This window comes from Pleionea mediterranea (assembly GCF_003148745.1).
GTDB lineage: Bacteria > Pseudomonadota > Gammaproteobacteria > Enterobacterales > Kangiellaceae > Pleionea > Pleionea mediterranea.
Genome location: NZ_QGGU01000002.1, coordinates 288,269 through 310,483, shown reverse-complemented (window position 1 = coordinate 310,483; position 22,215 = coordinate 288,269). Strand labels below are relative to the sequence as shown.

The window sequence follows — 22,215 nt, the reverse complement described above, 5'->3', positions numbered from 1 at the left end:
GACACCATTGAATATTTTATTAGTAGATGATGACGAAGTCGATCGACTGTCCATGAAGCGTATGTTAACTCGCTCACCGGTTGCTACCGATATAGTCGAAATTGATAATGGTCATGATACCATTCGAGCCATTCGAACCAACCAGTTTGATATTGTATTACTCGACTTTCAGTTATCCGACATGACTGGACTTGAGTTGTTAAATAATTTACGAGGCAAGTTTTTAGGCGCAACAGCAATTATAGTCGTCACAGGTCAACAGAACGATACTCTTGCCGAGCAATGTATTGAGGCCGGCGCACAAGATTTTATTTTAAAAGATGAAGTATCGCCAAACAATATTAACCGGGCATTACACTTTGCCAAGTTACGTCATGAAAATGAAATGGAATTGCGCAAAAGCCACGATATGTTGCAGCGTCTGGCAGAGCGAGATCAGTTGACTGGCCTTCTTAATCGATATTCGTTCGAAACTAAAATGAGTCAGGCGATAGATGATTCTCGTCGCTCTGGTGAAGTTATTTCATTACTATTGCTCGATATCGATAACTTTAAACGCATCAATGATTTTTACGGCCACGAGTCGGGTGATAAAATTATTCAGGAACTGGCTTTAAGATTACGCTTTGTGTGTCGCTTTGGTGATTTACTTTGTCGTCTTGGTGGTGATGAATTTGCCATATTAGCGACTCAGGCCTCTAGCGACAAAGCTTTTTTAATTGCCGAGCGAGTATTCGAGCAACTGGCACAACCCTTTATCATTTTTGACAATGAACTCTCGGTCAACTGCAGTGTTGGTATTGCCACAATCGATAAAGACAGTGATTCACCACAAGATACTTTTAAACGCGCCGACCTGGCAATGTATTGCGCCAAAGAAAAAGGCCAAAATAGCTTTCATTATTTTTCCGATGAATTGCAAACCAAAGCCGAGCGACGCATACAACTGGAGTCGGAACTTAGAATTGCACTGGAACAACAACAGTTTGAAGTGTATTTTCAACCGAAGCTTGATAATGCGGGTGAAAAAATTGTCGGTGCCGAAGCACTGGTACGATGGATTCATCCAGAACGCGGTATAATTGCGCCTGGTGATTTTCTGGATATTGCACAGGAGTGCGATCTGATTTTTCAAATCGACGACTTTGTATTACAAAGCGCCTGTCAAACTTTAAACCACTGGCGAAAATCTTTTCTTTCCGATACCCCGTTTAAAATGGCGGTAAACTTAACCACCTCTCAGTTATTATCGGATAACTTTTCCCAAAAGCTCAGCCGGGTTTTGCATCAGTATCGGATTAATCCTTCCGATATTGAGTTAGAAATAGTTGAAAACGAATTAATGTCCAATTACGACAAAGCCATTAAAGTGATTCGTGGTATTTCCAATATGGGCGCATCCATCGCCATTGATGATTTTGGTACCGGCTATTCATCGTTAAGTTACTTGAAAGCCTTACCGGTGCAAACGTTAAAGATCGATCGCTCTTTTTTGCAGGGCGTCCCCTCTTCAGAACCCGATGCGCGTTTATTAAAAGCGCTCATTCAGTTGGCACTCACCATGAATTATTATGTAGTGGTAGAAGGCGTTGAAACTAAACAACAACTGGAGTTCTGCAATAACTATGGCGCACACAGCTTGCAGGGTTTCTTTTTCTCAAAGCCGATTGATGCTGAAGCATTTGAACAGCTTTACCAAAACTACCTCACCAGTAATACTTCTGCCTTGGGATCAATAGCCTGCAAAAGTTAATCCCTGATCTGTTTAAAACACCGATAAAGGCTGTGTTGCAATGCGCTATAAATGTTCAGCTATTCATATTTAAAAACACCCTCCCTCTGTTTTAAATCTCGCATCGAGAACACCTATAACCCATTGTTTCCATTCAAAAAGACATAGGTATGAGGACTGACCAGAGCCATCTCACTCTGTTTGAATCTCACAAAAGTGTGAATATTCACATTTTTGCTGTTTAAAAAATACGTGCTATTCCAACTGTGTCTATGACAAAACGTCTCGGCGAACGCGTTTTCTTTAACGCGAACAGATTGTCGTGAACAGGCAGGACGCAGAGCACTGTTAAGGAAACACAAAAGGTTCATGGTTCGACTACTTTGAGAACCACTCGCGCGGGTCACCCAATAATACGAAGGGGGATTTATGCGACAAATACATTTGGTACTTTTGATCACGGCAGGCTTATTTTGGGGAATAGGTCATGCCAATACGGGGGTTGCCCTGGTGCACGGCACAGGCAGCCAATCCGACGCTTATAACGATTACTGGAAATCAGGATTTGTGGAGTCAGTCAGGCAGGGCCTTTCGAACTCCTCTAACTTACTGGTGGTCAATTGCGACTTCACCAAGTACATGTGGGACAGTGCAGCTGCGGGTTGTCTTGCCAATCAGCTGCACAACTTTATAACCAGCAAAAACATTGACGATCTGGTGGTGATTACCCACTCTAACGGTGGCAATGTGATGCGCTGGATCATGTCAAACCCAACCTGGGACAGTCGATACCCAACCATCATCAACAACACTCGCTGGGTGAATGCGTTAGCCGCATCTAGCCTGGGCACGCCTCTGGCCGATGCCGTCATGCAGGGTAATGCGTTTGAGCAGTCGTTAGGCTGGTTGTTGGGTTACAAGTCTGATGCGGTACGCATGCAACAAGAAAGCTGGATGGCCCATTACAACTCAAGCTGGTTACTGGGTACATCGGGCAGACCTTCCTTACCAAAAGGTTTCTGGAATGTGGTAGGCACCGATGTTGAATCCGCTGTGTGGGATCCCGACAGCTATTGCGGCGGTTACTTTGAAAATGTTGGCCTGGAAACCACACAGAACTGGCTCGATAGCTGTTCCGATGGTTTTTTAAATTGCTCTTCTCAACGCGGCGCAGGTTCACTGTGGTTTAACGATACCGATCGCACACGCGGTGACGAACCTCTGAGCCATAATCAAAGCCGACGTCAATGTTTTAACCTCGACGTTATTCTTCGAAATGACCTGTAACAGGAGCCTACTATGAATCACTCAATCAAAATAATGACCACGGCTTGCGTTACCGGATTGCTGAGCTTTAGCGCACCGCTAACCTTTGCCAAAAACAGTAATGCCCAGGCGCCGACAAAACAAGCTTCTGAGGCACAACCAACAAACGACAATCACTCCATACTGCCACTCGAGCAGAAAACAGTAAGCTTTACACAAACGCTTTACCCGGACGATCCGATTGAACTTGGCGTACCGGGAGCCACCGTTTCGAGTAAAAGCTACTACAAGCAAATAACCGGGGCAGCATTAAAACAGGGCGTTACTTTAAACACCCATGGCGACAAAGCTGTTGTCCGTGTTACGCCGGTTAAAACCGCTGCGCAAAACAAAACCGTTCAATCCAGTCCGTTAACAGTGTTACAGCCCGACGATCTGGAACTGACCAATGGTCAGGGTCAATTTAATGTCAATAAATCAGGGATGGCGATTAAAACGACCAGCCAGCAATTGAATCAGGCGCATCCATCCTTGTTTAAAAACACCTCTGCCTTTGTTATCGACAAAGCAATGGGCAAGGGTAGCTTTCAACTAAAAACCAACAAAGCCGTGTCCGATGACAGTGAGTTTTTAATTCACGTATTTGACAAACACAGTCCGGTTGCATTGTCGCTTTCATCACAGAAGAACAGTCTCGATGCCTCAGACACACTGAGCGTAGCCGCGAGTTTAAGCAATAAAAAAGCTCTGGCAGTCAATGTGAGCAAAGCCGAATTGATAGCGCCTGATGGTCGTCGCTTTAACATGAGTGTGAGTAACAGCAAACAAGGCACCGTGGCACAAATGCCGATTAACTTTGATGTGCAACGACAGCCAGGCGAATTATGGAAAGTTGTTTTTCATACCGAGCAAAAAGACAACAGCAATATTATCCGTACCGCTGAGCTGGCACTGGATATTCATGAAAAAACAGCCGCTATCAATCAAGTTCAACAACACAAAGGCAGCACCAAGGTTACTGTCAATGTTGAAAAGCCCGGCCGCTACGAAGTAAGAGCCTGGTTATTCTCTGCGGGAAAACAGTCGTTACCTCAACGGGTTGAATATCAGGCAATGTGGTTGGAAAAAGGCAGTCATACGTTTTCTCTTGGAAACGCAAGCACAGCCAAATCGGGTCAATCATCGGTTGTAAAACAGGTTCAGTTAATGGATCAATCCCGACTGGCGGTATTGGATATTATTCAGCCTTAAACCGTCCAGGTTTTCTAACTTCATAAATATTCTAAACTTACCTAAATAAAAAGGCGCCTTCTGGCGTCTTTTTATTTGCCAGGATAAATGACAAAGCAATCCTTCTTAGCTCATATAATATATTTAATGGTTATTTAACTTTATCTCACTGACTGATGTGTAAAATGAGTTAGCCATTAAAAGTAGTTGCATTAAATTCAAAAAAATAAAAATCAAAAGCAACAAAATAAATATCCTGTTGAGTTATTAACGATTGTTATGCCACTTAGATCATTATTTATTGCTGGCCACTTCCCTAGTCTTTCGTACAGTGTTTACACCTAGCACCTGTCTTTATACTTTTTCTTATCTTAAATCCCAGTACCAACCAATCTTTAGCCATTGGCTCATCATGGAGAAGGACAATGCCTGTAATAGAAAAAACACAAAAAGAATCAACTAACGACGGTGGCTGCTGCCCTCCAAAAAAAGAACAACCGGAAAAAACATCCAGTTGTTGCGGACCAGCTATAAGCGAGTCAAGCGACGAACAATTAAGCGCCGTTGATTTTAAAAATAATCGACGAATGCATATCAGCCTTAATGTTAAAGATTTAAAACGTTCGGTAAGCTTTTATCGAAAACTATTTAATCAGAACCCAACCAATATGAAGTCGGATTACGCCAAGTTTGAACCGGAAACGCCGCCCGTAAACTTCACCATTAACGAACACAACGAAGAAATTGTTGATAACGATGGTCATTTTGGTATTGAAATGAAAAGTGTTGAATCAGTGGCCCATTCATTAAAGCGACTATCAGACCTGGGAGTTGAAGTAGAAGCCACGGAGACTCAGGTAGCCTGCTGTCACTCAGTTCAAGATAAAGGCTGGGTGGTTGATCCCGATGGCAATCACTGGGAGTTTTTTGTAGTAACAACCGATGATGCCGAAGAAGGCTGTGGCATGACTTGTATTTGTTACGACCCGGAAACAGATGGCTGTAACTGGAAAAAAAGAGCGTCATAAATTGAGAATACTCAAATTATAGCTAACAAGGATAAATGCAATGACTCAAGAATCGACAGCAACCAATACATCTCCTGAATCAACACTAAAAAGCCGTGCGGACTTTCCAGGAGACGAACGTATTCATGTAGCACTAAACATTTCCGATCTGGCAACGTCCGTTGAATTTTATCGGCATTTTTTTCAAACCGATCCGATAAAAGTCCGTGAAGGCTATGCCAAGTTTGATCTAAGTGATCCACCGCTAAACTTATCGCTCAACGAAAACCCTATGGACTCTAGAGCACAAGGTCATCTGGGTATTCAGGTTAAATCGACCCGTGTTGTTAAAGATATGCACGATAACCTGAAAAATAAGCAATTCAAAATTATTACGGAAGAAGGCGCCGAATGTTGCTATGCCGTGCAAGATAAATTATGGGTTGCGGATCCTGATGGCATTCGCTGGGAAATTTTTGTTACAACCAATCCTGAATCAAATGAAGGTTGTGGCTCAGATTGCATATGTCATCAAGAATTTGAGCGTACTGTTCTTCAAGACCAATAAACAACGAAAGGAAGCAACGACCATGAAACGCCTGCTCTCATCATTTACATTACTCAGCGCTCTTGTACTCACAAGTTGTAATAGCCAGACGGATCAAGAAAATGAACTGATGATCACGGGCTCAAGTACTATCGCTCCCGTTTTAAGTGAAATTGCAAAAGCCTATGAGCGGCAATACCCCAATAGCCGAATTGAAGTGCAATCGGGAGGATCATCAAAAGGTTTAAATGATGTTCGACAGGGCACATCCAATATTGGCATGGTCAGCCGTCGCCTTAAACCTTCCGAATCGGATGTTCAGTCATATCGCATTGCGTTAGATGGGCTGGCAATTATTGTTAATCAGTCGAATCCGATAGAAGAAATTAACTCACTACAGGTTATTGATATTTACTTAGGAAAAATCACCAACTGGAAACAACTTGGTGGCATGGATAAAGAAATAACGGTTGTCAGTAAAGCAGAAGGTCGATCGACACTGGAAGTGTTCAGTAAATACTTTGGTATTTCGTACCGTGACATTCAGGCGCACGTCATCATTGGTGATAATCAGCAAGGCATACAAACCGTTAACGGTAATACTGGCGCCATTGGTTATGTCTCTATTGGAGCAGCAGAATATGAAGAAACTCATAATAATGCTGCCATAAAACGGTTACCACTCGATGGTACTGCCGCGACGACCGAAAATTTGATCAATCAATCTTATCCCATTGCGAGAGATTTAAATTTGGTTCTTAAGGGCAAACCCAGCAACTTAGAGCAGCAGTTTATAGATTTCTCTAAGTCAACCGATGTCATTAAGTACTACCATTCGCATTCATTAATTCCTGCTACTTTGCCTACCAAAATATCCAGTAATACCGAACAGTCAACAGTGCACTAACGGTGAGTAAAAAAACTGTTATTGCTCGATAAATATCGAAAGGAATAAATGATTAATGCATACACGGTCGAATAATGACAAAGCCATTTATCGAAAAACGATAACGGATCGAATATTTTGGTCCGTTATTGCCGTCGGTGCGGTGATCGCCAGCCTAATTATGGTGCTTATTGTTATTTTTCTGGTTGTTGAAAGTTATGACTTTATTGATCGTGTTGGAGTTTTGCACTTTGTCACTGACGATGGCTGGTGGCCACTTGATCAACTTTATAATCTTACACCTATGCTAGTCGCGAGTTTGGGCGTTTCTTTCGGTGCACTAGCCATAGCCTCACCGCTTGCAATCATTTTTTCAGTGTATTGTGTTTTCTATAACAAAGGTTGGTGGCAAGGTTTCTTTGAACGCATTGTTGATGTTACAGCAGCAATACCAACGGTTATTTACGGCTTCTGGGGATTAATGGTCGTTGTGCCAATCATGAACAAATTTACATCTCATGGTGTTAACTTATTTTCCGGAATGCTGGTTCTGGCAATGATGATCTTTCCTACTATCGCCATGTTGACAACATCAGCACTCAAGTCGGTTCCTTTTAATCAAATTCAGGGAGCAACTGCGCTGGGCGTCAGGCGTTCGTCGTTAATTAAAAAAATTGCTTTACCCCATGCTAAACCCGGTATTGTTATGGCGATGATACTGGGAATAACGCGAGCCATTGGTGAAACCATGGTTGTTTTAATGCTGTGTGGAAACGTTGTTCAGTTTCCTTCATCGTTGTTTGATCCAACTCGCACATTAACCGCTAACATTGCGCTTGAAATGCCCTATGCAATGGGCGATCACCGATCATCACTGTTTGTTACCGGCTTAATGGTTTTAATCGTAGTTTCTATCCTGGTGATCATCAGTGAAGTTTACGCGAATCGAAAACGAACAATGAATCATTAATCATGAGTACCACAACATTCGCTCATAACACAAAAAAACATAACGCTAACGACTGGCTCGCAACAACCGTTATTTACATCTTTTCTGCATTGGTTTTAATTGCACTTGCACTGCCCATTGGTGAAATTATTATTAACGGTTACGACAAGTTATCGTTCGACTTTATTACACAACTTCCTGAAGATTCAGGACGCAGTGGCGGCATTTCCTCCATTCTTGCATCTACCGCATTAATCGTTTTAATTGCTATGATAACCGCTACACCTCTGGCACTTTGTACGGCAATAATGCTGACCGAGTATCTACCAGAGCATTCACTGCGCTCATCAATTATTCGTGGCAGCCTCGATGTACTTGCCGGGGTCCCCTCTGTTGTATTTGGCTTATTTGGACTGGCCTTTTTTTGTCAAACCCTTGAACTGGGTTATTCCATTTTAGCCGGTGGACTCACTCTGTCCTGCATGATACTGCCGACACTGTCTCGATCAATAACCAGCGCGCTTCATACCGTAGGCGATGAGTATCGAATATCGGGGGCAGCACTTTGTTTATCACGCTTATCGACACTGTGGCACGTTACATTGCCGGTTGTTTTGCCCGGCATTGCAGTGAGTGTACTTTTAGGATTAACGCGCGCTATTGCAGAAACAGCGTTATTACTTTTTACAAGTGGCTATTCCGACAAGATGCCTTCATCAATTACAGATTCTGGCAGAAGCATATCCGTTCATATTTATGAACTAGCGACCAATGTACCCGGCGGTCAACAATCCGCGTACGGTTCTGCTCTGGTTTTGCTCTTGTCCTTATTACTTCTCAGTGTGCTCTTACACTTAACAACCCACAAGCTTCAAAGGAGGATGATCCGTGGTTGATAATAAACAATGCCCTGTCAGTGATTTCGAAATATCCGGTATTGAACTTGAAGCAAGTCTTCCTAATCAATACGCTTCAATTGCGGAACCTTGTTCTGAAGACTGTGACACTAAATTTACCATTGAAGAAGACTGCAGTAGCTGTAAGCCGGAACAATATTGTTGCATAGAAATAAACAATATTTGCATTAATTTTGGCAAAGCAAAAATTATTGAAGATGTATCGCTTAAAATTTACAGAAATGCTGTTACCGCAATCATAGGCCCATCAGGTTGTGGTAAGTCTAGTTTCTTATGTGGCATTAACAAACTCACCGATCTCTTTCCGAACTGTCAAGTTAATGGCAGTGTCAAGTTTGAATGGGATCACTCCATTTACACTCAAAAAGCATCATTACTAAGACGACATGTTGGCATGTTGTTTCAAAAACCGAATCCATTTCCTTTTTCAATACGCAAAAACCTTGAATTTCCTTTACGTGAGCACGGTATATCGGATCCTTACGAAATATCAGTAAAAGTTGAAAAAGCTTTATCTGATGTTGGCTTATGGGACGAAGTAAAAGATCGCGTTGACGAGTCGGCTTTAAGCTTGTCCGGGGGGCAGCAACAGCGCCTCTGTTTAGCCCGTGCGCTGATTCTTGAACCAAGTGTTTTATTGATGGACGAACCCTGTAGTGCACTCGATCCAATGGCAACTAAAAAAATTGAGGGTTTGATACAAGAGTTATCTAAAAAAATGACAGTTATTCTGGTCACTCATAATCTTTCACAGGCCAAACGTGTTGCTGATCATGTCGCACTATTCTGGAAGACAGACAATATAGGCAGATTAATAGAGTACGGCTCGGTGGATGATTTTTTTGGTCAACCAAAACATGAGCTAACAAAAACCTACCTGGAATTTGGCTAGACAACCAACAATATTCATCGCATACGAGAGTTCAATATACTCGGGAGTCAAAAATGGCACATCTATGGTTTAAAGGGTTTGCAGAAAAAATCATTCAATACCGCTGGATAACAATATTTATTGTTGTTCTTTGCAGTATATTTTTAGGTTCAAACTTAATGAATCTGCAAATTGATATGGATCAAGATACCTGGGTTCCACAGGATCATCCTTATGTTAAGTCGACGAAAGTGATCGATCGTGTGTTTGGTGGACGAAATGTGCTGATCATTTCCGTTGTTCCAAAGTCAGGGGATATTTATCAAACTAAAATCTTACGAAAAATACAGCAGATACAAAGCGATATTGAATCACTTCCTGAAGCAATTAAACACAACATACTCAGTATTGCAGCAAAAAAGGTAAAAGATATCCGTGGAAGTGATGAAGGACTGGTAGTAAAACGAGTTCTGGAAACAATCCCTCAAACTGATGCTGAAATGGCTGCATTAAAACAAAGGGTCAATAATAACCCCATCTATATCAACTCTCTGGTATCTCCCGACGGTAAAGCTGCAGCAATAATAGCCGATTTTAAAATTGATACCTCAAAGCCAAGCTATCAAATTGTTAAAGATAAAATTGACACTATCATTAATCGACAGCTTGATAGCAGCGTTAATATTTATACCGCAGGCCTGCCAATAGATTTTGCCTGGTTTGAAAAGCATATGATGAAAATGCCATTATTTTTTGGCTCCGCTATTTTAATTATTATGCTGATTCAATACCTTTCATTTCGTAGTTTTCAGGGAATGATACTACCGATTGTCACTGCTATTTTAAGTGTCTTCTGGTCGCTTGGCTTTATGGGCTTAATAGGTGTTCATATGGATGGAATGAATACCACAACACCGATACTTATAATGTCAGTTGCGGCAGGACACGCAATACAAATACTTAAGCGCTATTATGAAGAATACAACCGGGTGTCACAGGATCAAGCACAGCTACCCGCTAAAAAAATCAACCAGTTAGCAATAGTCAATTCCATCGCCCATGTAGGCCCGGTTATGTTTGTTGCCGGTCTTATTGCCTCAATATCGTTTTATACTCTGGCAACCTACGATGTTTCGGTTGTTAAACATTTCGGCGTATTCGCAGGTTCAGGAATTATGGCAACACTGATTCTTGAAATGACCTTTATTCCTGCATTAAGAGCCATATTGCCACCACCGAAAACAAAAGAAATCAACAGTGAAAAACAAAAGGGCTGGCTTGATCGTCAACTGCTATCAACGGCCAACAAGTTATCCGGCCCTAAAGCGCCCCGCATCCTTGGCATCAGTTTACTAGCTGTTTTAGTGATAGCATCCGGCAGTTACTTTATTGAAGCAGACAACAGTTTAAAAAATTACAGCACACACGACAGTGAAGTTCGAGTGCATGACAGGGCTATTAATCAGCGATTTGGTGGAACCAATACCATCTATTTTCTCATTGAAGGAAAGAAAAAAGATACCATTAAAGATCCGCGTGTTCTGAATACAATCAGCAAACTTCAAGCCTACCTTGAAAGTCAACCAGAAGTTGGAAAAACACAATCCATTGCAGACATGGTTAAACGCCTTAATCAGGCCATGCATAATGAAAAAGTAAACCACAATAGTATTCCTGATGAGCAATCACTGGTCGCCCAATATCTTTTTATGTATACCTTGTCCGGCAGTCCCCAAGACTTTGACAGCTACGTCAATAATGATTACTCAAGCGCGGTTGTTTGGACATTCCTGAAAACCGATAGCACTCAGTATGCAAAAACTCTCGGACAAGCGGTATCGGAGAGATTTGCGAGTCAACTTCCAAAGGGCGTGACATTAAGAATGGGCGGCAGTCTGCCTCAAACCATCGCTGGCAATGACTCCCTAACTTACGGAAAAATAAAAAATGTTGGTCAAATGGCTCTGGTGGTATTCATTCTCAGCAGTCTGATATTACGTTCTTTAGTAGGCGGCTTGTTTGTGACTTTACCGTTAATTATTGTTGTCTCCACAAACTTTGGTGTTATGGGCTGGCTAGGTGTTCCTCTTGATATGGGAACCATGACCACAGCGGCCATGGCGATTGGAATTGGAGCCGATTACGAACTTTATTTACTCTTTCGTTTCCGTGAAGAGATCCAACGAACCGGCAACCTACAACAGGCCACTCGGAATTCATTAACCACTTCAGGTAAAGCGGTTATCTATGTTGCGCTTTCCATTGCGGCCGGTTATGCCTGCTTATTGCTTTCCGGATTCGCATTTTATTCGCGACTCGCGATTATGGTAATAGCAACCATGATAGCGTCCGCATTTGTTGCCATCGTATTTTTACGCGCAATGACGGCAACCTTCAAACCCAGATTCATGTTCAAAGATACTAACCAGGCAATTACCCAGATGAGCTTAAAGCCAGCAGGAGAAGTCAATGTACAGCAGTAACACTCTTCTAACCCTAGTATTACTGATATTTTGCAGCAATTTAACGGCAAACCAAAGTACAAAACAAAATACGGAGAAATCCACAGCAAAAAGTGCCGAGCAGATTATGGAGCGAAACTTTTATGCCGGTAAAGTTTCGAAGATAAAAAAACAAATCACCATGAAATTGATTAACCATCGCAGTGAAGAAAGGGTTCGAAAAGTTATTGTTACCTCTGCGCTACAGGATAATGGCATAGACTCTTATATGCTGGTTCGCTTTTTAAAACCAAAAGATATTCAGGGCACAGGATTTCTACAGCATGAGCACAGTAAAGCCGAAGATGATCTCTGGATATTTCTTCCAGCGCTTGATCGAAGTCGTCGCTTAATTGCCAGCAATAAAAAAGACAGCTTTATGGGCACTGACTTTGCTTATGGCGATATGCTTCCTCCAAGAGTTTCATATTATCACCATAAACTTATTGGAGAAGCAGTCGTTGATGGTGTCGATTGCTTCTTAATTGAGTCAACACCCATCAATCAGACTATTAAAGATAATTACGGTTACACATCGAAAAAAACCTGGATAGATAAGAAAAGTTTTCACGAAGTTAAGGTGGAATATTACGATCTTGATAAACAATTACTAAAAACACAACGCGTTTCTGGCATCAAACTGGTTGAGCCTGAAAACGACAGATACGCAGCGATGCGACGAGAAATGAATAACCATCAGACCGGTCATAAAACAATTGTTGAAGCAACACACTATGAAACTGATGTAAAACTGGATCAGCACACATTTACCGTACGAACGCTTGAATGGTTTTAACTTGTCATTAAAATACAAAAGTTGATTTGAATGATTCTCGATGCGTAGTTTAAATAGCCTCTGGTTAACCTTATTGTTCAGTACCAATCAACCATCACTTGCTCAGCCGAAATACAATCAAGTCAGCAAGTTACGATTGAATTACTCTACTTCAACTAGTCACCTTGATGATGAATCTGGATTTACAGGCATCCAATTTGATTTTAACGCAAAAGCTCGATTTTCACGTCAATGGCAAGCACAATTTGAAGCGCTGCTTGAAGAGAGTGAATATGAAGAAAATAACAGGCGCCACATTAAACAGGCTTTTATTAAATACCGTGCCGCTAGTTTTGATATATCCGCAGGCAAACAAATATTTTCATGGGGAAAGGCAAACGCTATTAATCCGGTAGATGTTGTTACGCCTCGGGATTATACCATTTCGCGTCCGTTTTTAAGTGATCAACGCAGTGGTGTCGAATCGATTAAAATCGACTATTATGCAACACCGACTTTCTCAACAACCGTGGCGGCGATCTGGAAACATGAGCCATCAACAATCCATTTTCCTGGAAATGATCAAGTCGACTATATTGTTGATGATTCAACCAATGTCAATACGGCCTCGCCACAATGGGTACTGCGTACCCGGCATTACCATGACGATTTGGACTGGTCGCTTTATTATTACCGGGGCCATAATTTATTGCCTGAAGCATTTCGTACTAATCAATCCGATAATCAACCCAATAACCCATCAATTCACTTTCAATACCCCGAAGTCCGTATTGCCGGTTTTGATTTAAATTATGTTTTTGGCCGTAATAGCCTAAAAATGGAATTTGCTACGAACCATCCAACTGCAAATAACAATAATTTTGGCATGCCTTCCTTTGATGCACTGGTTGTTGGTCTCAGTCATCATCTGCAGCAATATTTAATACTCGACATACAATGGACCACTCGATATTCAAAGGACGATTCGTTAAACAATAACTTAACTGAACTGCAACAACATGCCATGCAATTAAATCAATTTATCTACCAGGTGCCTAAAACACATAATTCCGGAATGACGATAAAGTTAGAAAATCAATGGTTACACGAAACTCTCTTTGCGGAATGGTATGCCCATCATCATTTTGTTGACAACAGTACGTTTGAACAGTTGATAGTTACCTACCGGTATAGAGAGAATATTAAGCTAACTTTAAGCAATCAACGCTATCACGGTGAAAAAAGCTCACTATACGGCAGCTTAAAGAAAAATCAGAACACCTATTTTGAAATACAGTACACATTTTAAATACTAATTATATGAATAGCTAACTACTAGAAACCATGATAACGGAGTTTTCAATGATAAACACAGATGAAGTTTTACATTACTGGTTTGGTGATCTCGACAACACATCTATTTTGGCTATGGATGTTAAAGAATGTATGAAGTGGCACAGCAAGTCACCTGACGTCGATAAGGAAATTAAGCAGCGCTTCGAAAGCGACTTTATAGAACAGATTAAAGGATTTAAACAACCATTAACAAGCGGTAGAGATTATCTAGCTTATATCTTGTTATTCGATCAGTTCACCCGAAACATGTACCGAGACACAGCAAAAATGTACTCAGGTGATGAAGTGGCATTACACTTATGTCATAAAGCACTGAATAATAATCTGGATGACGAGCTACCTTTAATATACCGATTATTTTTGTATATGCCGCTAATGCACTCTGAAAATGTTGAAGATCATTTAATAATGCTGGATAAATTTAAGTTTTTAATGGAAGCATCAAAAACCATTGCCCCTAATGGCGAAGAATTTTTTAAAATGGCGTATCAATTTTACGCGGTACGTCATCATGAAATTATTGACAGGTTTGGGCGATACCCTCACAGAAACAATATACTTGGAAGAGAGTCTACCATAGAAGAAATCGAGTTCCTTAAAGAAGATAACTCTTCATTCTAAACGAATTACCAGGTTCTCCACTATTTAAAAGCACGATCTTTTCAAACACAAAGTTTCTAATATGTTTCGTGCAAATACGCTCATGGAGAACCGTACCATGATACTGTTCAATTTTCACATGTTTATCGACTGTAAAGAACTTGGTACGATATTTTTACTAGAATCTATTTTAGCAGGGTGCTTTTTCGCCAACAATACAAATCCCCTGACTTAAAGGCCCTGTCGACATACACTTTTGAAAGTAATGCACATTAATAAATCCAGATTCTTCTAGTAGTTCAACAATTTCTTCTAAAGTGTAAAGGTTATAGACACCCGTCTGCGTCAACTTTATACCGGACATTTCTTCTTTATCGCCAATAAAAAGCGCTATTTTTCCCGCGGGTTTTAATGTACGAATCAATTCTTTTAAAACAGAAATAGGATCTTGCCAAAAATACAAAACATGGACACAGAACATACTATCAAAAAAGTTGCTCTCATAAGGAAGTTTTTCAGCATCTCCCACACTGAGTTCAACCAGTCCTCTTTCAATTGCCTGTTTATTTTTTGATTTTGCAGAATGATACATGGTCTCTGAATAATCAATTCCAGCAATAAATCCGTCAGTCACAATCTGAGACAATCGGTTAATACCATCCCCAGGGCCATAACCGACCTCCAAAACCTTATCATTGGTATTTAAATTTAACATGGTCAAAACCCATTGATTAGACTCCTTGTTCATCTTATTCATTGCTTTTCCGAACAATCGACCAAAAAGCCCCTTTGGATGACAAGCCTGCTTTGCCAGAAAGTGTGGAATATTAGGCAACCAATAGGTTTTCTTAGATTGCATCAGCGCAGATTCATTTTGTTTTATTGCCATAATACCAGCTCCTTAATTAACAAATGATTGTTGACCCGCGTTATTGACCGCATGCGTTAACGTCACAAACGGACTTTTTCTAACCATTTTTTTAAATTTATCTTTGAATATTTGAATATCGTATTGCGCTTTTGCTAGCGCATTTATGGCGAGGGTTCTATTTCTTATTTCACTAATAACTTGATAAAAAGCTGACTGGGCTTCAACAATATTTTCAATTTTCGAAGGATCGGGTAATCCCCAGTGTAGTCTAAGTGCATCTCCAAACCATATAGGGCATGACTCTCTGGCAGCCGAATCACAAACGGTTATCACAATATCCGGATCATAATATTCGAACTCATCAATGGCTTGACTGCGCAATCCCTCTATCGAAATATCTCTTTCAACTAAATACTTTAGTGATAATGGGTGTACGGCTCCACAGGGTGAACAACCTGCACTTTCTGCATGCACAAGACCATTAGAGTAATGATTTGTAATAGCTTCGGAAAGAATACTGCGACATCGATTGTGAGTACAAATGTATAGAAGTTTGTACATAATTATTCCCTATAACATTAATGAGTGGACAATAGCAGCCTTACCGAAAATCAAGGCTCTCCTGATACTTTAAGGCATTTGATTATTCTATAGCTGATCAGGTTTTACGCCTGTACTCCCGATCAGCTTGTTGGTTAAATTGACCTGTTATTAAATAGGGATATGTTGTCAAAACTGACAAAGGAAAATTGAAATGACATCTCATCAACAAGAGACTTATCGTCAACAAGAAACATTTAGCTCAAATAAAGCAGAGTCGCTGGCGTTTCCTACACAGCTAAGACCTACCGTGCAAATTGATGTTAAAAACCTGGACTCATCAATAAAGTTTTACCAGGCCGTTTTTAATCGGCCAGCAACTGAAGTTTCAGACAGTAATGCTAGGTTCAATCCATACAATCCTCCAATGGACTTTCAACTGATAAAACGGTCAAACGCACAACAACGTGATGGCCACTTTGGCATTCAGTTAAAAACAAGCGAGGATATTCAGCGCTATAAATCAAGATTAGAAACTGCAGGTTTTGATGTTGAGCTTGAAGAAGCAGAAACAGCCTGCTGTTTCTCAGTCGCGAATAAAGCTTGGTTAAATGATCCAGATGGAAATCAATGGGAGATTTTTGTGGTCACCGAAGAAAATACCAGCGAAGTACGTTGCGGAGACTCTTGCGCTTGTGAAGCAGAAGGTTGCGGCTAACCATTAATTATAATCACCGAGGCTACAGCATGAATAGTATTTGGACAAAAGTGAAACCCAGCACGGTTAAAAATGACAGTGCCGTAGAGTTTCCAACCAAAACTCGTTTTCATATCGCGTTAAACGTCAAAGACGTCACCGAATTAAAATACTTTTATAACAACCTGTTTGGTAAAGAACCACATACCGAACGTGATGGCTATATAAAATATGATCTGGAAGAGCCACCGCTCAATATTTCGTTAAATCGAGTGCAGCATAACGCAAAAGGAAACGGTAACTTTGGCATTCAGGCAAAAGACAGTCTTAATATCGAAAAAATTGAATCTCGACTGAAAAAAGAAGGCATAAAAATTCATAAGCTCAATAATGGATCAGGTATAAAAGTAAAGGATCCTGAGGGCAATCAATGGTCAATAACATCGGCCAACGGATAAATTCACTCTTATTATTCATCAACTAAAAGGTAAACACTATGCAACTAGCAAATAAAGTGACCGGAATGGAGCAAAAAAAGGACGGCGTAGACGTTCATTTAGAAGGCGAAGAACTTAAAGTCGATAAAATGCAAAAAATGGCTGACTTGTGTGGCCCTGATGGCCCAGGCTGTAATGACGACTGTTGTGACGAAGATTTTGCAGCACGATTAAAAGGCGTCAATGTAAAAGGGGTTGATGGCAAGGTCACCATGCATCTTATGGGCGCTTTAAAGCAGGCGGAAGTTGCAAATAACTTATCTCGCTGCAATTGCTACGAACCATAATTTAAACATTAATTGCCCGTTTTTATTATAAACAACGGGCCTCCCTCCTTTATTAATTCGTATATATTTTTGGAGTTTAAACTGATGAAAACTGCAGACAAAGAACAGGCAGTCAAGTCGCTCTACGGTGACGCTGCTAACCGGGCCGCAGGACTTTGTTGTCCTCAGTCTTATAAAAAGGATTTAACCGCCCACATTCCAGAAGAGGCCCTTGAGAGAAACTATGGTTGTGGCAGCCCTCTTTTAAAGGCAGGCGTAAAAGAAAATGAAGTCATTGTTGATCTTGGTTCTGGTGTCGGTATTGACAGTTTTGTTGCCGCAAAAATGGTTGGCCCAAAAGGCAAAGTCATTGGTGTGGATATGACGGATGATATGCTCGAACAAGCCAACCAGTTTAAACAACGTGTATCGGATAACATTGGTTTTGACGTAGTCGAATTTCGTAAAGGTTATATCGAAGATTTACCAATCGAAGACAACAGTGTCGATCTTGTGATCTCTAATTGCGTTTTAAATCTTTCTGACAGCAAAGAAAAAGTTTTAAAAGAAATTCATCGCGTACTGAAACCTGGTGGACGAATGATAATTTCAGATATTGTTGTCGATAGAGAAGTTGAGCCTGAAGACAAAGAGAACGAACAATTATGGGCTGAATGCTACACTGGAGCGATACCTGTCGGTGAATTAGTGAATACCTATCAAGAGGCTGGTTTTCTTGCATTAACTCAGATTGATGAGTCTGCCTGGAAAGAATTAAATGGCTACACCTTTGGCTCTTTAACCATTTGCGCTTACAAATTACCCGTAACAAAAGAACGTAATTATGGTGGGCACATTGCTGTATACATGGGGCCTTACGCCAGTGTTGCTGATGAAGACGGCAATCAATTTAAACGATTTGACGCAACCGAAGTATGCGATGAAACAGCCATTAAACTGCGCTTATCACCCTATGACGAATCATTCCAGGTGATGGACATTCCAGAACTCGCCAGAGCTGACAATTCCTGTGGCAGCGGTGGCTGTGGTACCAGTGCAGAATCGACAGCTGAATCAGGTCAACGTGAAGCGCCCTGCTGCAATCCTCAAGATAAAGCAGCCCCCTGCTGCGACAATAATGAACCAAAAGCCGATGGCAGCCCATGCTGTGATCCTATGGCTATTGAACAGTCGGGTGACTGTGGCTGTACAGCGGAACAATTAGCGGTACCGGAAAAGAAGCAGCCAGAAGCTAGCTCTGGTTGTTGCGACAGCAGCTCATCTTGCGGCACAGGTTCATCCTGTGGCACTGCAACCGTAGCAGCGGCAACCACCGAGTCTGCAACAGATGAATGCTGTCCTTGTGATACAGAAGCCAAAAGCACTGGTGGTGAATGTTGCGATACCGGATGCGGTGAATGCGGCTGCCAATAAGTGGTAATGCCGTGCACTGAATAAAAAGTTCAATGCACGGTTGTTGCTTTCCGGTTACTTAAAAAATGTCCCCTATACACGCTCAATATCAAGCCGAATAAAAATAGGAATCCGTTATGTCAACTAATGTATTAGAAAAAATGAGCGCACCTTTCAGTACCACTTTTGATGTGAATACGATTCGTCAACATTTTCCCATTTTAAGTCGTCCCGATATCAACAATCATAAATTGGCGTACCTTGATAATGCCGCTTCCAGCCAGTTGCCCAAAGCAGTGATTGATCGGCTGCATCAATATCATCAATTTGAACATTCAAATGTTCATCGCAGTGTTCATACGCTAGGAGAAGAAGCCACCAACGCTTATGAATCCGCTCGAAAAAAAGTGGCTCGTTATATCAATGCCAATTCTGAGTCAGAAATTATTTATACCAGAGGAACCACCGACTCGATAAATTTGGTGATGCAGAGTTATGGTCGAGCAAATTTGATGGAAGGCGACGAAATTTTAATTACCGCGCTTGAACACCATTCAAACATTGTGCCCTGGCAAATGCTGTGTCAGGAGAAAGGCTGCCTGCTCAAAGTCATTCCTATTAATTCCAGCGGCGAATTAAAGCTTGATGAATTTTTAAGAAAGCTGAATAAGAAAACTAAAATTGTTGCTTTATCGCAAGTGTCGAATGCGATTGGAAGTGTTAACCCCATCGAAGAAATGATTATTGAGGCAAAGAAATACGGAGCCGTCACACTGATTGATGGCGCTCAAGGTATTCCGCATAAGCCTGTTGATGTTCAGTCATTGGATTGTGATTTTTATGCTTTTTCCGGCCATAAAATGTACGGGCCCACCGGTATTGGCATTCTTTACGCTAACTCAAGAATGCACGATCGCATGGTACCTTATCTGGGCGGCGGCGATATGATCTTACACGTTACCTTTGAAGAAACTATTTATAATGAGCCGCCCTATAAATTTGAGGCAGGAACTCCTCCCATCTCTGCGGCTATTGGTCTCGGTGAAGCCATCGACTTTATCAGTAATGTGGGCATTCATAATATAGAAAGTCATGAAAAACAACTGCTCGATTACGCTCATGAAAAAGTATCGGCAATCAATGGTGTTCAACTAATAGGTACGGCAAAAGAAAAAGCATCGGTTATGTCTTTTGTGATGGGGGATATTCACCCTCATGATATTGGAAGCATTCTTAACAGTTTCGGTATCGCCATTCGTGCGGGGCATCATTGTGCACAACCCGTAATGAAGTTTTTTGATGTTCCGGCAACCGCTCGAGCTTCCTTTTCACTTTACAACACATTCGATGAAATTGACGCTTTAGCCGATGGCATAAAAGAAGTAAAACGTGTTTTTAATCAATAACCAGGCATGATTAATTAATAAGCATCTTGTTATGAGTAATAGTTTAATTTTGTATCAAAGCGACATTCTTTTGCATGGAAGAAACCCTTCCAATTTTAGAAAGATGGAAAACGCAACTCATGAATTACAAGGGGACAGTCCTATATGCGGTGATCATATGACGCTTTATCTAAAAGTTGATAATAACAGGATTGAGGATATCGCCTTTGACAGTGATGCCTGCTGCGCTGTTTGCAAAGCTTCGTCTTCAATGATGACAGAAGCCATCAAACATAAATCCATTACAGACGCAGATACATTGGCTAGATTATTTTTAAACATGGTTGATGATCAAGTCCTGACTCCAGCCGACAGAAAACGTCTGAATAAACTGACCGTATTCGGTCGCATTGTCGAAGTGCCCTCCCGCATTGAGTGTGCGATCTTATCCTGGACAACTCTGCTTTATGCGATCAAGGTTATCCATGACGACTCAAAAAGCAACATTGCTATTGAAGAACGCTATAAACACTCACTTAAGGTAACAGCACTATGAGCAGTCAATTCCCAATCATTATTATTGGTGCTGGACCTATTGGTCTTGCCATGGCTGCACACCTTACTCATCACCAACAAGATTTTTTAGTGTTTGAAGCCGGTGAAACGGTAGGGACATCGCTTCAGCAGTGGTCTCATATTAAAATGTTTTCCTCCTGGGCATTAAATATAGATACAATTGCAACAGAGCTTTTGAAGAAGAATAATTGGCAAGAACCCAATATGAGTGACTTTCCAACGGGGCAGGATATGATTGATGCGTATCTTAAACCTTTATCAGAAATACCTAGTATTCAAAACAAAATTCGATACTCTCATAAAGTTGTTCAGGTATCCCGGTTTAACCAAAGCAAATATCAAAATCGACAATCAGAAACACCATTTGAAGTAACAGTGACATTACCCGATGGCCAAGCACAGATAATATACGCAAGAGGTGTCGTTGATGCATCGGGAACCTGGCAAACACCCAACCCGATTGGTGGCAATGGTTATACAGCAATAGGTGAGGGAAAAAACAATAATATTGTTTATGGTATTCCCGACGTATTATCAAAAGATAAAAAACGTTACATCAATAATGATACCGTGGTAGTGGGAAGTGGTCATTCGGCCATTAATGTAATTTTAAACTTGTTAAAAATTCATGAATCGAATCCTGCGATGCGCATCACCTGGCTGTACAGAGCCAACCAGACAATTCAAAGCGAACAGGGGTGCCGACCTAGCCTATTACCTGAAAGAAACAATTTAAATAATTCGATTAATCAAGCGGTAAAGCTTAATAAACTACGTGTTTTAGACAGCTTTTATATCTCAGAAATAATAAATACTGACTTTGGTAAAACATTTATAAAAGGTTTGCGATATAACGCCGTATCAAAAATTGAATGCGACCAAATTATTGCCTGCACGGGCTCACAGCCTGATCTTAATTTTATTAAAGAACTTCAAATATCAATGGATCATCAATATGAATCACCGAAGGGTGTAGCCAACCTAATCAACGAAGCTAAAAAAACTGGCGAAGCAATACCACAACCTCATGGTTATACAGCACTTCAACATCCCGAACCTGATTTTTTTATAATTGGTTCAAAAAGTCATGGTCGAGCCCCAAACTTTTTTCTGATGTCTGGGTTTGAACAAGTTCGATCAATTGCATCTTATTTTTCAGGCGATATAAAAGCCGCTCAAGAAATTAAATTCTCATACCCTGACGATGGAATATGCGGCAGTGGATGTGGTGATGGTGGTTGCTGTGGTACCGCAACAGAACAATCTGGTCAGACATCTACAGCCTCAAAATCAGCAGTGAGTTGTTGCTCCTGAATCACCTTTATATTGCTAA

The 22,215-nt window shown here is 41.0% G+C and carries 22 protein-coding genes; 20 read left to right on the top strand and 2 right to left on the bottom strand.

Annotated features, from left to right (window positions below):
* Positions 1-7: 7 nt before the first annotated feature.
* The 13 genes from C8D97_RS03455 (at position 8) to C8D97_RS03395 (ending at position 14,658) form a co-directional block, all read left to right on the top strand.
* Positions 8-1,753, top strand: coding sequence for a putative bifunctional diguanylate cyclase/phosphodiesterase (locus C8D97_RS03455; protein WP_109761965.1), 1,746 nt, complete (start codon positions 8-10; stop codon positions 1,751-1,753).
* Between the two features lie 408 nt (positions 1,754-2,161).
* On the top strand, positions 2,162-3,019 hold the full coding sequence (locus C8D97_RS03450) for a hypothetical protein (RefSeq protein ID WP_109761963.1): 858 nt from the start codon (positions 2,162-2,164) through the stop codon (positions 3,017-3,019).
* 12 nt (positions 3,020-3,031) lie between these two features.
* Positions 3,032-4,249 carry a DUF4785 domain-containing protein gene (locus C8D97_RS03445; protein WP_109761962.1) on the top strand — a complete coding sequence of 406 codons (1,218 nt, stop codon included), beginning with the start codon at positions 3,032-3,034 and terminating at the stop codon, positions 4,247-4,249.
* A gap of 404 nt (positions 4,250-4,653) precedes the next feature.
* Complete coding sequence (locus C8D97_RS03440) at positions 4,654-5,256, top strand: ArsI/CadI family heavy metal resistance metalloenzyme (RefSeq protein ID WP_109761960.1); 603 nt, start codon at positions 4,654-4,656, stop codon at positions 5,254-5,256.
* Positions 5,257-5,296: 40 nt separating this feature from the next.
* Positions 5,297-5,803, top strand: a complete 507-nt coding sequence (locus C8D97_RS03435) for an ArsI/CadI family heavy metal resistance metalloenzyme (RefSeq protein WP_109761958.1) — start codon at positions 5,297-5,299, stop codon at positions 5,801-5,803.
* 22 nt (positions 5,804-5,825) lie between these two features.
* Positions 5,826-6,689 (top strand): phosphate ABC transporter substrate-binding protein, encoded by an 864-nt coding sequence (locus C8D97_RS03430; protein ID WP_109761956.1) that lies wholly within the window; start codon positions 5,826-5,828, stop codon positions 6,687-6,689.
* Positions 6,690-6,744: 55 nt separating this feature from the next.
* Positions 6,745-7,638: a phosphate ABC transporter permease subunit PstC gene (gene pstC, locus C8D97_RS03425; protein ID WP_109761954.1), complete on the top strand. Its 894-nt coding sequence runs from the start codon at positions 6,745-6,747 to the stop codon at positions 7,636-7,638.
* Positions 7,639-7,640: 2 nt separating this feature from the next.
* A complete protein-coding gene (pstA, locus tag C8D97_RS03420) occupies positions 7,641-8,513 on the top strand; it encodes a phosphate ABC transporter permease PstA (RefSeq protein WP_109761952.1) in 873 nt (290 codons plus the stop codon).
* The gene (locus C8D97_RS03415) at positions 8,506-9,426 is read left to right on the top strand and encodes a phosphate ABC transporter ATP-binding protein (RefSeq protein WP_210204837.1); all 921 of its coding nucleotides are present in this window, start codon (positions 8,506-8,508) and stop codon (positions 9,424-9,426) included. Before pstA ends, C8D97_RS03415 begins: the two co-directional genes overlap by 8 nt.
* Before the next feature lie 53 nt (positions 9,427-9,479).
* On the top strand, positions 9,480-11,888 hold the full coding sequence (locus C8D97_RS03410) for an efflux RND transporter permease subunit (protein ID WP_109761951.1): 2,409 nt from the start codon (positions 9,480-9,482) through the stop codon (positions 11,886-11,888).
* Positions 11,875-12,702, top strand: a complete 828-nt coding sequence (locus C8D97_RS03405) for an outer membrane lipoprotein-sorting protein (protein WP_109761949.1) — start codon at positions 11,875-11,877, stop codon at positions 12,700-12,702. Before C8D97_RS03410 ends, C8D97_RS03405 begins: the two co-directional genes overlap by 14 nt.
* 40 nt (positions 12,703-12,742) lie before the next feature.
* On the top strand, positions 12,743-13,990 hold the full coding sequence (locus tag C8D97_RS03400) for a DUF1302 family protein (protein ID WP_109761947.1): 1,248 nt from the start codon (positions 12,743-12,745) through the stop codon (positions 13,988-13,990).
* A 53-nt stretch (positions 13,991-14,043) separates the two neighbouring features.
* Positions 14,044-14,658 carry a DUF924 family protein gene (locus tag C8D97_RS03395; protein WP_170115123.1) on the top strand — a complete coding sequence of 205 codons (615 nt, stop codon included), beginning with the start codon at positions 14,044-14,046 and terminating at the stop codon, positions 14,656-14,658.
* Positions 14,659-14,827: 169 nt separating this feature from the next.
* On the opposite strand, the gene C8D97_RS03390 is transcribed toward C8D97_RS03395, so the two are convergent.
* Together C8D97_RS03390 and C8D97_RS03385 are read right to left on the bottom strand one after the other, a co-directional pair.
* On the bottom strand, positions 14,828-15,526 hold the full coding sequence (locus C8D97_RS03390) for a class I SAM-dependent methyltransferase (RefSeq protein WP_109761943.1): 699 nt from the start codon (positions 15,524-15,526) through the stop codon (positions 14,828-14,830).
* A gap of 12 nt (positions 15,527-15,538) precedes the next feature.
* Positions 15,539-16,069, bottom strand: coding sequence for an arsenate reductase ArsC (locus tag C8D97_RS03385; protein WP_109761942.1), 531 nt, complete (start codon positions 16,067-16,069; stop codon positions 15,539-15,541).
* Between the two features lie 193 nt (positions 16,070-16,262).
* Between C8D97_RS03385 and C8D97_RS03380 the strand changes: the two genes are divergently transcribed.
* The 7 genes from C8D97_RS03380 (at position 16,263) to C8D97_RS03350 (ending at position 22,196) form a co-directional block, all read left to right on the top strand.
* Complete coding sequence (locus C8D97_RS03380; RefSeq protein WP_109761940.1) at positions 16,263-16,766, top strand: VOC family protein; 504 nt, start codon at positions 16,263-16,265, stop codon at positions 16,764-16,766.
* Positions 16,767-16,795: 29 nt separating this feature from the next.
* Entirely contained in the window at positions 16,796-17,203 is a 408-nt protein-coding gene (locus C8D97_RS03375) for a VOC family protein (RefSeq protein ID WP_146196069.1), read from the top strand.
* Positions 17,204-17,241: 38 nt separating this feature from the next.
* Positions 17,242-17,529: a hypothetical protein gene (locus C8D97_RS03370; RefSeq protein ID WP_109761936.1), complete on the top strand. Its 288-nt coding sequence runs from the start codon at positions 17,242-17,244 to the stop codon at positions 17,527-17,529.
* A gap of 84 nt (positions 17,530-17,613) precedes the next feature.
* Positions 17,614-18,942 carry a methyltransferase domain-containing protein gene (locus tag C8D97_RS03365; protein ID WP_109761934.1) on the top strand — a complete coding sequence of 443 codons (1,329 nt, stop codon included), beginning with the start codon at positions 17,614-17,616 and terminating at the stop codon, positions 18,940-18,942.
* Positions 18,943-19,058: 116 nt separating this feature from the next.
* Positions 19,059-20,327, top strand: a complete 1,269-nt coding sequence (locus C8D97_RS03360) for an aminotransferase class V-fold PLP-dependent enzyme (RefSeq protein WP_109761933.1) — start codon at positions 19,059-19,061, stop codon at positions 20,325-20,327.
* Positions 20,328-20,358: 31 nt separating this feature from the next.
* A complete protein-coding gene (gene sufU, locus C8D97_RS03355; protein WP_109761931.1) occupies positions 20,359-20,862 on the top strand; it encodes a Fe-S cluster assembly sulfur transfer protein SufU in 504 nt (167 codons plus the stop codon).
* A complete protein-coding gene (locus C8D97_RS03350; protein WP_109761929.1) occupies positions 20,859-22,196 on the top strand; it encodes an NAD(P)-binding domain-containing protein in 1,338 nt (445 codons plus the stop codon). The genes sufU and C8D97_RS03350 overlap by 4 nt, the downstream gene beginning before the upstream one ends.
* The last annotated feature ends 19 nt before the right edge of the window (positions 22,197-22,215 follow it).